The 13,944-nt window shown below is 33.6% G+C and carries 12 protein-coding genes; 6 read left to right on the forward strand and 6 right to left on the reverse strand.

What is annotated here, in order from left to right; genetic code table 11:
* Nucleotides 1-318 precede the first annotated feature (318 nt).
* Nucleotides 319-1,752 (reverse strand): phage terminase large subunit, encoded by a 1,434-nt coding sequence (gene terL, locus H3R33_RS07615; protein ID WP_155568932.1) that lies wholly within the window; start codon nucleotides 1,750-1,752, stop codon nucleotides 319-321.
* Between the two features lie 146 nt (nucleotides 1,753-1,898).
* Here terL and H3R33_RS07620 point away from each other — a divergent pair, with 146 nt between their 5' ends.
* Nucleotides 1,899-2,168 carry a hypothetical protein gene (locus H3R33_RS07620; protein WP_155568931.1) on the forward strand — a complete coding sequence of 90 codons (270 nt, stop codon included), beginning with the start codon at nucleotides 1,899-1,901 and terminating at the stop codon, nucleotides 2,166-2,168.
* A gap of 67 nt (nucleotides 2,169-2,235) precedes the next feature.
* Here H3R33_RS07620 and H3R33_RS07625 read toward each other — a convergent pair whose 3' ends face one another.
* Together H3R33_RS07625 and H3R33_RS07630 are read right to left on the reverse strand one after the other, a co-directional pair.
* Entirely contained in the window at nucleotides 2,236-2,490 is a 255-nt protein-coding gene (locus H3R33_RS07625) for a hypothetical protein (protein WP_122123154.1), read from the reverse strand.
* A 472-nt stretch (nucleotides 2,491-2,962) separates the two neighbouring features.
* Nucleotides 2,963-3,934 carry a GlxA family transcriptional regulator gene (locus H3R33_RS07630; RefSeq protein ID WP_198185506.1) on the reverse strand — a complete coding sequence of 324 codons (972 nt, stop codon included), beginning with the start codon at nucleotides 3,932-3,934 and terminating at the stop codon, nucleotides 2,963-2,965.
* Between the two features lie 447 nt (nucleotides 3,935-4,381).
* Between H3R33_RS07630 and H3R33_RS07635 the strand changes: the two genes are divergently transcribed.
* From H3R33_RS07635 to H3R33_RS07650, 4 genes are all read left to right on the forward strand, one after another.
* Nucleotides 4,382-5,170, forward strand: coding sequence for a phosphatase PAP2 family protein (locus H3R33_RS07635; RefSeq protein WP_198185505.1), 789 nt, complete (start codon nucleotides 4,382-4,384; stop codon nucleotides 5,168-5,170).
* A gap of 152 nt (nucleotides 5,171-5,322) precedes the next feature.
* Nucleotides 5,323-5,682 carry a hypothetical protein gene (locus tag H3R33_RS07640; protein ID WP_122123148.1) on the forward strand — a complete coding sequence of 120 codons (360 nt, stop codon included), beginning with the start codon at nucleotides 5,323-5,325 and terminating at the stop codon, nucleotides 5,680-5,682.
* A 186-nt stretch (nucleotides 5,683-5,868) separates the two neighbouring features.
* Nucleotides 5,869-7,179 (forward strand): HlyD family efflux transporter periplasmic adaptor subunit, encoded by a 1,311-nt coding sequence (locus H3R33_RS07645; RefSeq protein ID WP_198185504.1) that lies wholly within the window; start codon nucleotides 5,869-5,871, stop codon nucleotides 7,177-7,179.
* On the forward strand, nucleotides 7,176-9,371 hold the full coding sequence (locus H3R33_RS07650; protein WP_198185503.1) for a peptidase domain-containing ABC transporter: 2,196 nt from the start codon (nucleotides 7,176-7,178) through the stop codon (nucleotides 9,369-9,371). The genes H3R33_RS07645 and H3R33_RS07650 overlap by 4 nt, the downstream gene beginning before the upstream one ends.
* A 241-nt stretch (nucleotides 9,372-9,612) precedes the next feature.
* On the opposite strand, the gene H3R33_RS07655 is transcribed toward H3R33_RS07650, so the two are convergent.
* The gene (locus H3R33_RS07655) at nucleotides 9,613-10,134 is read right to left on the reverse strand and encodes a hypothetical protein (RefSeq protein ID WP_198185502.1); all 522 of its coding nucleotides are present in this window, start codon (nucleotides 10,132-10,134) and stop codon (nucleotides 9,613-9,615) included.
* Between the two features lie 99 nt (nucleotides 10,135-10,233).
* A complete protein-coding gene (locus H3R33_RS07660) occupies nucleotides 10,234-11,556 on the reverse strand; it encodes an ammonium transporter (RefSeq protein ID WP_198185526.1) in 1,323 nt (440 codons plus the stop codon).
* A 387-nt stretch (nucleotides 11,557-11,943) separates the two neighbouring features.
* On the opposite strand from H3R33_RS07660, the gene cysE reads away from it, so the two are divergent.
* Nucleotides 11,944-12,780 carry a serine O-acetyltransferase gene (cysE, locus tag H3R33_RS07665; protein ID WP_110439502.1) on the forward strand — a complete coding sequence of 279 codons (837 nt, stop codon included), beginning with the start codon at nucleotides 11,944-11,946 and terminating at the stop codon, nucleotides 12,778-12,780.
* Here cysE and H3R33_RS07670 read toward each other — a convergent pair.
* Nucleotides 12,773-13,909, reverse strand: a complete 1,137-nt coding sequence (locus tag H3R33_RS07670; protein WP_198195130.1) for a DUF563 domain-containing protein — start codon at nucleotides 13,907-13,909, stop codon at nucleotides 12,773-12,775. The genes cysE and H3R33_RS07670 overlap by 8 nt on opposite strands.
* Between the last annotated feature and the right edge of the window lie 35 nt (nucleotides 13,910-13,944).

The raw sequence follows: 13,944 nt of genomic DNA on the forward strand, positions 1-13,944 counted from the left end.
ATACGCTGTTCAACTATCGGTTTTGTTGTTTTTAAAAATTTAAATCTAATTTATTTAAAATGTGACTACGCTAAATTGGTTTTAAAAATTTAACATTATATTACCGCTTATAACAAAATTGTGATTTTTTAAGATCTTAAAATAATTGCAATCAGTAATGTTTAATTATATCTTATTAAAATCATTGACTATTTCAATTAAGATTATTTTATAATTTTATTAATCATAGTTATTTAAATCATTTAAATATTTTAGTTAAAGCGGAATAGCTTTATAGGCTATTCCGCTGTTTTATTTAATTATCAATACGAAATTTAATTAAATATTCATAATTCCTTGCCAATTTGGCATTTTCGGTAATTTTCTTTGTAATGAAATAGCTTCAAAAGCGCCAGAAGAAGCATCAATCTGATCATCATGTGAACCATTAGGAAAGTCAGAAAGTTCATCTAAATATGATCTGTTCCAATTAGCTCTCAATAAAGATACATTTCCTATGTTAACCTGTGATGCAAATGGGTCAGCTCTGGCAATTTTATTCCCCGTTTCCCGTATTGCTTTTATTTTATACCCGGCAAGCATTTTGAGGTAATATTGCACCTGAGCCACACCCGCCTGTCCAGGATCCTGTGGAATTACAATTTTAACATCAAAACCATCCTGACTGGCGACAGCCTTGACAGTTTTAATAACTTCATCTGGCAAACCACGAAGTCGCACAACATCAAGCACTGTATATCCACTATCTACATTCCGTTGCATCTTTACACCCACGGTCCAATCAGGATCATATTTGCCAATATCTCTGGAAGCAGCAAAATCCCAACGTCTGACAACCTGGACTGGTTTTGGTGCTGCATCAATAATATTTAGCATATTGACTTTGAAAATTGATCCAGTTGATAGCGTTGGTTCACCTTGATACAAAGCAAACCAGTCTCGTTCACCCACAGCCTTTCGAATCTGTTCAAGCTCATTTCTATCATACGCTTCAGGCCATAAAGGCTCACCTTTTTTCCGTCCTAAAACATCATTTTCATTTGCAATAGCTGGTAAATTAATAACCTCCCATTTTTCACCTGTATCATTTTTCATCTGTGATAATAACCTTCCCGCCAAATCATCAACATGCCAACGAGTCTGAACAATAATAATGGCCCCACCGGGCATAATTCGTGTTCTCAATACAGACTTATACCAATCCCAGACATTATCACGCATTATTTGACTTTCAGCTTCATGTCTATCTTTTACAGGATCATCAATGATAGCAAGATGTCCTCCATAACCTGTCATGCTTCCACCAATACCGGCTGTTAAAAACACACCCCCATGATTGGTTTCCCATAAATCCTTTGCTTTGCTATCAATTGAAAGAGCAACATCAGAAAAAATATTTCGATAATATTTTGATGTCACTAAATTACGAACATCACGACCAAATTTATCTGCTAATTTAGCTGAATAGCTGGCTGTAATGACTTGTTTTGTAGGATTGCGTCCTAAAAACCAGGCAGGAAAACGTTTTGAAATTAATTCACTTTTTCCATGGCGCGGTGGCATAAAAACCATCAGTCTTTTAACTTCACCACGTTCAACTGCTTCAAGTTTTTTACATAATAAATTCAGATGAAGACCGGCACGATAATCCGGTTTTGTATAAATTGTAAATGCCGAAAGATAATGACGCGCATCATGACGTTTTTTTAGTTCTTCAATGGCTAATTTTTTTGCTTTTTGTAGCAAAATCATAAATTATATTTTTACACCTAACAAAAATTTTATCATATAATCGTAATTATTATTTAACCGAAATTTGATTCATCATGAAAAAAGTATTATATTAAAAAACACCTTAAGGTTTTGAAGTTATTAATTTTTTATAAAGGTATAGACAAATGAAAATTTTACAAACAAACGAATTGTCAAAAGTTGCTGGTGGTCATGGTCACAATAATAATCATCAACATCATAACAATAATCAACAGCATAATAATCATCATGATAGAGTTATTAATCCTCCTCATAATGGTAAAGCTGATGGCTTGGCAAAACTCAATATCATTAAAACCGGACTAGAAAACGGTGATAATTGGGCCACAATCGGAAAAAATATTCACAACTATTTTGCTGAAAAATATAGTTTTGTTGATCATTTTGGCAGATAAGAGCCTTTATGTAACCTTGATAGAATTGCTTCATCAAGGTTACATCATTATTAATTTTATAATAAAACTATTTTAACGCGACCTCGCCAATAAAGTTTTTTAGTTCTTCTTCAGACATATCTTCTAATGTTTTGATTTGTGTCATTTCTACTTTTGCATCATTCAATTTTGGATGGCAATACGGTGCTGTCTTATAGGCAATTTCCAAAGCTGTTTCATATTTTTTTTCCTCCAAAGCTTTGTTCATTATTAAAATCATTATTTCCAATGGCAACTTATGTTTTTTTAAAAATTTAATTTTTCTAGCTCGAGGATTTTCCATAATTATTTGCTTAAAATATTATCTAATAATATCAATTAAATTTTTATAGAATAAAAAAAATCATTATTTTAAAATAATGATTAGTAATATTAAACCATGTAATAGAAGTAAAATATTACAAAATTATGAAATAGTTTTTTTTCAAATTAACCATTAAATTAATATTAATTTAATATTATTAATTCTTTTTATATTCCCTTAATTATGAGTTCACATAATTAAGGGAAAACCAGTAATTAAAAGTATTATTAAAAATTATTGTAAAAATATATTAACTAAAAAAAGAATGTGCTTATTAATTTTCTAATAAAATATATTTATAATTTTTTTTAAGTTATTTCAATGATTATTTCGTCACCTCATTAAAATGTTACCTATTGCTATACATCTACTTGACTTTTATTTATATTTAATAAAATTAATTGTTGTTGTACTTAAAACAATTTTACTTTCAACATAATATTAAAAATTTTTAAACAGTAAAATTCCGACGATAAAGACTGGGAGATAATCCTACTATTTTTGTAAATATCTTACGAAACGCATTTAAATCTTTATAGCCACATTCAATTCCTATCTCATCAATCAATTTTTTTGAAAATTGTAATAAAAATTGAGCACGGCAAATTCGATGATGTTGAATATATTCTGTAACAGTCATTCCCGTAGCTTTAATAAAACGCCTCTGCAATGTCCGTATTTCCAATCCTGTTACTTTCGATAACTGTTTCAATGTAATATTCATATTCTTTTGATTAGATATCCATTTTTGTCCCTTAATTATTGGAATATCTCCATGCGTTAAATTAGGTGAAAAAATATTAAAATAACTTTGTGCACGTCTTGCCGGTTGGACCAAAAAAAATCGTGCAACTTCAGCCATAACTATGGAACCGAAAAATTTTTTCACCAATTCCAACCCAAGATCTATCCAAGATAATGAACCTGCCGTCGTAATAATATTTCTTTCCTCAATGACCATAGAATCAAAATCAGTATAGATATTTGGAAACTGGTTTTTAAATCGATGTTTTAACTGCCAATGAGTCGTTACTGTATAACCATCCAATAGTCCAGTCTCTGCCAATAAAAAAATGCCATTGCCAATAGAGGCAATTGTACAAGGTTGTTTCAAGGAATGTTTTAAAAAATTAATATGCATATTATATTTACTTCCAGATGGGAATTCATCTGTACAAGGAGGGACAATAATAACAGAAAAATTCAAGTCATTTTTTTTAACAATAAATGAAGGCAGGTCAAAATTCACTGTTGGCTTATCAATTTTTACAATTTTAATTTGAGGTATGGGAAGGTTAGTATTCCATTTCTCCTTGACCAACTGATTTGCTACAGAAAAAAAATCAATTAAACCGAAAATGGCTCCTTGTTGAACATTAGGGTACATTAAAAGACCAATATTAATAAGATCTATTTTTTTCATATATCATTATCCATACTGTTTTTATTACATAAGCAAGCGATAAAAACTGTTTAAAATTTTTTACGTAAAATGTATTTAAAGTCTTAAATTTATTAATTTAAATTAAACATCATAAACTAATTGATTATGGTGAGCTTTGAAAATTTTTTATATTAACTATTCCTTAAAAAATATACTAACTAAAATAAAAATATATTATTTATAAAAATAAGTAACGATATTCAACTCTACGAATATTTATTTTAAAAAAACGTTTCCTTTATAATCATTTCAAAACAAAAATATTAATAATATTTAATTTTTATAACAAAGCAATTCATAATTTTAAATACCATACATATTCATCAAAACTATCATGAATAATAAATATAATAAAAACATAAAACATGTGATAAATTTACTTAATCTATTACCTTTAATTTTTTTATAACAAATAAATAGAGACCAATGAATTATAAAAAACCAATTATTTTTACATTATTAATAAATATCCTAATATCCCCCTTAACTGGACAATCCAGCAATTTACAAAAAGATGAAATTAAAAGACTATTTACTAAATCAAAAAAATTACCCTTGCATACTGATCAATTCGCAAATAGTTTGAAACTTTTACCGTCTCCACCAGATAGAAATAGTCAACTATTCACAATTGATAAAGAAATATATCTCAATACACGCAAACTTATAAACACATCTCGATGGAACCAAGCCATTGAAGAAGCCGCTATTTTTAACGGAACAATCGGAAAGAACTTTTCTAAAACCATCGGTATTGAAATATCCAAGAAAAATACCCCTATCACTCAAGATTTTTTAGAAGATCTGTTAATCATGAGCGGTAATTTTGGAACTGATAAAGCGAAAAAACACTATCAAAGAATTCGTCCCTTTATGTATTATCACACGCACAGCTGCACTCCAGAGGATGAGGAGCTACTTAGCAAAGATGGTTCATACCCCTCAGGTCACGCAGCTTTTGGATGGTCCGCCGCCTTATTTCTATCCGAAATTTTTCCAGATAAACAAGACCAGATATTGAAAGAAGGTTATGAATTCGGACAAAGTCGCGTTATTTGTGGTGCGCACTGGCAAAGCGATGTAGACGCAGGCCGATTGATCGGAGCTGAAGTCGTCGCTCGTTTACATGCAAATCAAGAATTCAGAAAAAAACTTAAAAAAGTTAAACAGGAACTCCTCAAAAAGTCACGGGAAATCCATTTTAATAAAAATTAACAAACTTCTAATAAAAATGCAATTATCGTTTAACATTTTCAATGATTAATTACTATTAATAAATCACAATTGTATTTTTGATTTGATGTGTTAATAATTTAATGATAGGTTATTGAAATAAATTATAACCCCTTCTATTCAGGAATATTAAAATGCGAGAAATTACATCACATGAAATCAATAGCGTATCAGGTGGATCTTTTTTGGGTGATATTATTGGGGGCAATATTACACTTCCCGTTTCTTCCGCTTTAATAGGCTCTTTCATAGGCGCTTCAATTGGAGGAATTGTCGATAATCTTTATGGTAGCTTAACAGGAATTAAAACCAACAATGAAGCAAATGCCGGAAGTAAACTTGGCAGTGGTATTGGATCTATTGTTGACGCAGCCAAATCAAAAAATGCCGCCGATATAAGTAGCAATGTTAACAATGCAATTTCTGGGATAGGATTGGGTACAGTTGGAATTATTAATGGAATATCGCAGGGAATTGCTAATCTCTTCCATTAGTTTCAACATACATCAACATACATAATGATATTTTCCTGCAACTAATCATTATAATATTTAAAATAAGTTGTTTTTATCGTGTAAATTGATTCACCTAAAATTAATATAAATATAAAAAATCTTTAGAGAATATATAATATTTCAATTTTCTTATAAAATTTATTTAATCTATCAAAATTATTATCCATGAATTCTCTTTTCAGGCATGAAGTTTTAGAAGCAAAACGAGATACATGGCTAGGTCGCGTACAGGATGTACAACCTATTCCTATAAAAATCATCGCGGTTATCTCATTCATTTGTGTCTTTATTATCATATTATACACTATTTTTGGTGGTTATACGCGTCGTATACATGCTTCCGGCAGCATTATGCCTACAGAAGGGTTAATCACTATAGGATCAAGAACAAATGGCATTGTTATTGAAAAAAACGTTATAGAGGGCCAATTTGTTCATAAAGGCGATAAATTATTCACGATAAGCCTCGAAAACACCTCTATCAATGGACCCACACAACAATTAACTAATAACTTGTTGAAAAAACAAAAAAATATTCTTGAAAAACAGCTTGCACTCAAAGAAAAAGCCGCTCCCATTGAAAAAAACAATATTAAGGAAACACTCTCTAATCTTTACAAACAGCATGACAAAGTTTCCCAGCAAATCGAAAATGACAATCAAATAATCCCCTTGGTCCAACAATCGTTACTGATGATTGAAAAAGCCAAGAAAATGTCTTTGGCAACAAATCAGGAATATCAGAATCAATTATATACATATGCCCAAATTCTAGGTACTCATGCACAGTTCTTACAAAATCAAACATCGATTGAAGGCCAAATATTAGAAAATGCATCAAAATATCAACTATACGATACCAATTACCAACATGATCTCAATGAAATTAAAAAAAGCATAAATGATATTGATCAGAAAATCATACTGGGAGAACGTAATCAAACTATTTTTGTTACAGCCCCCATAAATGGAACCATAACAGCGCTTCGGGGATATATCGGTCAGCAAGTTTCACAAGATTCCGCCTTAACTAGTATAGTTCCAGAAGGTCAAGCAATCGAAGCTGAACTTTATGTTCCCAGTTCAGCCGTGGGACTTTTAAAGAAAAATAGCAATGTTATCTTACGTTATGCAGCATTTCCATATCAAAAATTTGGTCTATACAACGGGACTGTTACCGAAATTACTTATACACCAGTTACATCGGATATAATGGGTAAAGACAGCAATCCCAATTTAAAAAATGAAATAATTGGTCCAAACAGTAAAATTGATCGTAACTTTTATAGAATTCGGGTAAAACCTGAAAAAAACTTCATTGCGGCTTATCCCAATAAAAAATATTTTTTGCAGCCCGGAATGCAAGTTGAAGCTGATATTGCCGTTGATTATCGTCGCCTTTATCAATGGATGTTCCAACCCATTATTGAGGTTAACGATACTATTAAAACAAGATTAACGAAACCGAACTCATGATTAATACCTTGAAAAGACTAAATTTTGGTTTTCGCCAAACTGTTCCCGTAATTTTGCAAGTGGAAGCTTCCGAATGTGGCCTGGCATGCCTTGCCATGATTATGAGTTATTATGGAAATTATATTGATCTAACAACATTTAGACAAAGAGAATCTATCTCTATCAAGGGAATTACCCTACAGAATATTGTTGATATTGCGCAACGGAATAACTTGACAACACGTCCTTTGCGTTTGGAAATGGAAGAACTAAACAAATTACACTTACCTTGCATTCTTCATTGGAGTTTAAACCATTTTGTCGTGCTAACAGATGTAAAAACCAATGGAATTATGATTAATGATCCCGCCCGTGGAAAACGTAAGGTACTTTGGGGTGAAATCAATAATGAATTTACAGGAGTGGCGCTTGAGATTGCTCCCGACCAAAATTTTACCCGAAAAGATGAGCGCAACAATCTTCATTTACGTGATCTTTTCAGAAAAACAGACGGTCTTAAAACAACCCTGTTTTATCTTTTATTAACATCCCTTGGGTTGGAAGCTATTTCAATTGTCATGCCTATGGCCTCGCAAGTCATTATTGATGAAGTCATTGTAACTTTGGATAACGGCTTGCTAACAACAATCACAGTTGGAATTGCCATCCTTATTTTGCTACAAATGCTTATTTCCACAGCCCGAACATGGATGGTCATGCTTTTCAGCACCCGTGTATCTGTTCAATGGAATGCCAGCCTTTTTGAACATTTATCCAAATTACCGCTGGATTATTTCTTGAAAAGACATGTTGGAGATATATTATCCCGTTTCGGTTCATTAGGTATTATTCAACAAACCATTACAACTGATATGGTACAAGCAGTCATGGATGGTTTAATGGCAATTGGTATGTTTGTAATGCTAATCATCTATGGTAAATGGCTGGCACTTGTAACATTAATTGCTGTAATCCTTGACGGTATAAGCCGTCTTATGGCTTATCACCCTTACAAGCAAGCCTCTGAAGAGGGTATTGTCTATAATGCTAAAAAGGATTCACATCTTATTGAAACTTTGAGAGGTATGGCAAGTATCAAGTTACTTGGATTGCGGGAGCGAAGACGTGCACGCTGGTTAAATTTATTGGTTGATGCAATCAATGTCGGATTAAAAACACAACGTTATGACCTTATTTTTGGACGTATAAATGATTCCATCTTCGCTATTGACAGGTTAATAATGTTGGTAATCGGGGCACATTACGTCATGGATAATAAAATGACAGTTGGAATGCTGGTTGCCTTTCTATCCTACAAAGACCAATTCACCGGACGCATAGGCAATCTTATCGGTGCCGCCTTCAAACTAAAAATGCTTTCTATCCAGAGTGATCGTATTTCAGATATAGTCTTAACACCCACAGAAAGTGAAGAAAATGCTATAATATCTATATCGAATAATAACAGATTGACGGAACAACTTCATATTAATGATCAAAACCATCTTGTGTGTAAAAATTTGGGTTTTAGATACTCTCCTGCTGAACCTTGGGTATTTCGTAATATAAACCTGAAAATTCCAAAGGGTAAAAGTATTGCTATTGTAGGCGCATCAGGATGTGGAAAGTCAACAATTTTAAAAACAATGATGGGTTTAACCCATCCAGAGGAAGGTGATATCTACTTTAACGGTCGAAATATATTAAAAGAATCTCTAGACAATTACCGACAAGAAATTGCTGGTGTTTTACAGGATGATGGACTGTTTTCTGGTTCAATTGCAGATAATATTTGCGGGTTTGATGATAAACCTGATCAGGAAAAAATTATTGAATGTGCCCAGAAAGCTGCAATTTTACAAGATATAATGGCAATGCCCATGAAATTTGAAACATTTGTTGGTGATATGGGAAGTTCCTTGTCAGGAGGACAAAAACAAAGGGTTATTTTAGCCAGAGCTTTATATCGCCAACCAGCAATCCTATTTTTAGATGAAGCAACCAGCAGTCTGGATGAACCAACAGAAGCCCATATTGCGACAATACTAGATGAAATGAATATAACACGCATTATTGTGGCACACCGGCCTGCAACAGTTGCGCATTGTGATTATGTTATTGTAATGGATGTTGAAAATGCACAATCTGGAAAAATTGAAATTATTGAAAGACAAGAGCTTATCCACAGACACCAACAGCATAAAACATCATAAACCCTCAATTCAAAAGATAATTCCGGATACGGTTTTTTAAAAGATCATAATTTTATATATTAATCAGTTTGGTTATAATATAATCAGAAAACCAGGAAATTGACCCTGTTACAATTTATTTCAATAATTTAAATATTACCAGATAACCCAAAGTTTCAATTTATCAGTAGGAATATTTTTTATTTAAATATAAAAAGCCTGTTCTAATTAAAAAAACAGGCTTTTATAAACTGTGGAAAAATTATTGTGCTGAACCAGATTTAAAATGTTTCATACAATCACTATAATAACCGCCGCCTTTTTGAATCCATTTCAAATTGCCATTCTTATTATCGGCTTTGTTCGCTTTATATTGATCCAAACAGGTATGCATCCGAGCAGTACCTTCTTTCTCATTTGAATATTTACTATCAACCGCGTTTGGAAAAACTGCATCACCTGCTGCTATACTTGATGCTGTAGCATCTTGTTTATCTGGAAATTTAGAAGAAGCTTTATTCTGGGATGTATCAGATTTTTTCGCATTTTGCTGATGCATTTCATCTTTGACAGATCTTTCATCTTTACAATTAGCTGCCTTGAATTCTCTAAACGTTTTTTCTTTGACGGTTCCAGCTTTTTTAGCTGCCGTAAACTGCTGATGACATTCTTTGGATGTAACAGCATGGACAGCATTATTTACCAGCAAAGAGGTTCCGACAAAAGAGGTAATAGCTAAACCGGCACCTATAACAGGAAAGCGCGCAACTATGGATTTTATCATTTATAATACCCTTACATAAATAAAAGGTTTAATATTCTTAAACCAATAGTATTAAAGCGCTTTTTGTTAAAAATTGTAAACAAAAATAATTGCTAATATTCAATTTATCTGTTCATTATGTAAAACCATATCCAATCCTTGCCTTTCTGAATCTGTATCCACACGCAATCCAATCAAACAATCAATAATTTTCAATAAAACAAATGAAACAAGACTGCTCCAGATTATTGTGACAGCAACTGCCTCAATCTGGGCAATAACAAGATGCAAAGATGCACTAATACCTACTGGATCTGTCTCTGTAGCAGACAATGGACCAAAGGCAAAAACACCGGTTAAAATTGCCCCGATAATTCCCCCCATTCCATGAATACCAAAAGCATCAAGAGAATCATCATATCCCAATTTTCGTTTTAAATAAGAACAACTCCAAAAACAAATCAACCCGCCTAGAAATCCCATCAATAAGGCCGGGCCAGGCATTACAAAACCAGCTGCTGGGGTAATGACTACCAAGCCAGCCACTGCTCCAGATACAATACCAAGTACTGTTGGTTTTTTTCGAATAGTCCATTCAATCAACATCCAGCCAATACCACCAGAAGCGGCAGCAATCTGTGTTACAAGTACCGCCATGGCTGCACGACCATTTGCTCCCAAGGCTGATCCTCCATTAAAACCAAACCACCCAATCCATAATAGGGAAGCGCCCATAACAGCATAACCTACATTATGCGGTGCCAAATCACTTCGACCATACCCTAACCGTTTTCCTGCAACCAGAGCACATATTAAACCAGCAATACCGGCATTAATATGAACAACTGCTCCACCTGCAAAATCAATTGCTCCTAGATTGGCCAACCAGCCCGTCGGATTCCAAACCCAATATGCAACAGGAACATAGGAAAATAACGCCCATAATATACAAAATATACATAGGGCAGAAAATTTTATACGTTCTGCAACCGATCCAACCAAAATTGCCACAGAAATAATGATAAATGTCATTTGAAACATAACATAAACACTTTGAGGGATAGTCATAATAACAGGATTGTTTCCATTGGCTCCTAATATGAACCCCTTATCAACACCCATGTGATAGTTACCAAGAATTCCATTCAACATAAATTGTGATAAATTACCAATGAAAGAATTCCCTGTCGTAAATACAAGACTGTATCCCACTGTTATCCATATTAAAGTAACAAGACAACATATAGCAAAAGATTGCATCATTGTTGCAAGAACATTTTTCTTGCGAACCATCCCTGCATAAAATAAGGCCAATCCTGGGATTGTCATTAATAAAACCAACGCACTGCTGATTAACATCCATGCCGTATCACCACTATCCAAAACAGGCATCACTGGCAAAGCCCCTAATGCGGAGCCCGGAATTAATCCAACTATACACATCAGATACAGAAAAATTTTTTGAATATTCAGAAAATTTTTATTTTTACATTTCATTGGAAACTGTTCCCGTACAATCCAAATAAAACCCACTTTATTCTATCAAATCAATAATTTGTACTTATGATACATAGAATGAAATATTATTGTATTAGTCCTTATTCAACTATTAAACATTGTTAGACAAAGCACAATCCTTTGCAAAAAAATTATGTAAATTTTTCCACATGTAAAAAAAATCTGGTCATTTGAATAAAAATATAGTTTCCTTATATGTCATGTTAACCTAAGTCACATTTCTCCCTAAGGATATTTATAAATTTGCATGAGGGCATGATGAAAAAAAAATCCGGTCAATCTCTTCATCCAATTGCACCTGCTCAAAACGCAATGAATGATCCGAATAACCTATTAGCGAGCGGTCCAGACAGCCACGAAATAAACCTTCAAGCCTTGTGGGAAAAAATGGTTCAAGAAAGCAATGGATGTTGTGATCCTTTGTTATCCAGTTTTTTTGATACATGCATTCACAGCCATCATGATTTCAAAACCGCCCTGACTTGTATGATAGGACGCAAATTAGAGGATGCCTCCATCCCCTATCAGGCATTAACTGATTTAATCAAACAGGTGTACAGAACCAATCCGCCTCTCATTTCCATAGCTGCAGCCGATTTGATCGCGGTTATGATGAGAGACGCAGCATGCTCCGATTTAATTACACCATTTCTATTTTTCAAGGGATTCCACTCCATTCAGGCCCATCGCATTTCCCATTGGCTATGGCATAATCAAAGACGCTATCTGGCACTTCATTTACAAAGCCGTATTTCGGAAGTGTTTGGGGTTGATATACATCCTGCCGCCCGTCTGGGACAGCGAATCATGATAGATCACGCCACTTCTGTTATTATTGGGGAAACCGCTGTTGTAGAAGATGACGTTTCAATTTTACAAGAAGTTACCCTTGGGGGAACGGGCAAAGATGAAAAAGACCGTCATCCCAAAATCCGTCGGGGAGTCTTAATCGGTGCAGGTGCAAAAGTATTGGGAAATGTGGAAATTGGAGAGGGAGCCAAGATTGGTGCAGGGTCAATTGTTTTAGAAGCAGTCAAACCTTACACAACCGTAGTTGGCAATCCTGCCCGACAAATCGGGGTACGTCATAAAGATTTACCTGGAGTATCAATGGATTTAAGTCTTCCCCCTATTGATTACGTTATTTAACAACTGCATTATCAACAGAACGCATATAAAATTCTAGTTCATCAAGTCTCTTCATGACAAATGCTACATCAATTGGTTTTTCCCAGGCACTAAGATGATCTGGCGCCCCATGATCAACACCACTGTCAAATTGATCGGCCCAATAACGCAATCCGCTTTGTAAAGACAAGACCAGAAAACATGGATTGATATGATGACTTGGAATCAATTCATAAATCAATGTGTCTTTTTGACAGAAAACGATATTTGATAAACCTGCACCCAACAAACCAACCACAATTTTTGCATAATGAAAAAGCATGATTTGTTCATCTAGACTGTATAATTCAGGATTTAAAATAAAATATCCTCTTTTCTCCAATGCTTCAACAAGCTTTTCCTCATTAGGTAAATGCCGATTATTCTTATTTACGCGACTAATATATATCTTGTCATATTTCGCTATTGACTGAATAGATACAACAGCATTCTGTTTCATTTTGACATATGCCTGCTCAGAAAGCTTTGAACAGGAATAGCCAAATTTTTGTGAGAGATAATCAAAATAATAAAATTCTGAAAATCTATATTGTTTTTCCTTTTCAATGGGATAACACATGGATAAGTCAAGTCCCAGCAATTCCAAACTGCGTTTACGCCATAACATCAATGGGTAAGGCAAAAGAAATTTGGCTTTTATTCCTGATTGCATTGCCGCATAATAAGCTGGAATGGCATGCATCATCCAATGAAAATAATTGTTTTCCCAATGATCAGAACAACAGAATACAGCTCCCTGATCTCGCGCATCAATCAGTTTATCCGATTGAATGTGGATTGAATTGAGCAAATTTTCCGATAAGTAATAATTGCTGTTGGTGATAACCCGGTTTTGTTTGAAATATACCATATGATAAACATCGAGGGTTATATCTTTCAGATGATAACGGTAAATTGTCTCGGCTGGATGTTTCCAGTGCAAAAAAGGATATGATTGATTGTTTGCAAATTCCTGAATATTCTTCCATCGCGGGCTGCCATAACATCCAATCGTTTTTTCAATCTTAACAGTTTCAATAGAATGGTGATTTATACGATTTTGCTGATGAAAAACTAAATCTTTTATTTTTTCACGCGTTGATACAGACAATCTAAACAAGCTGATCTTTACCTTTAATATTGCAT

Origin of the sequence: Commensalibacter sp. B14384M2, assembly GCF_016101865.1 — a bacterium.
In the GTDB taxonomy this organism is placed as follows: Bacteria; Pseudomonadota; Alphaproteobacteria; order Acetobacterales; family Acetobacteraceae; genus Commensalibacter; species Commensalibacter melissae.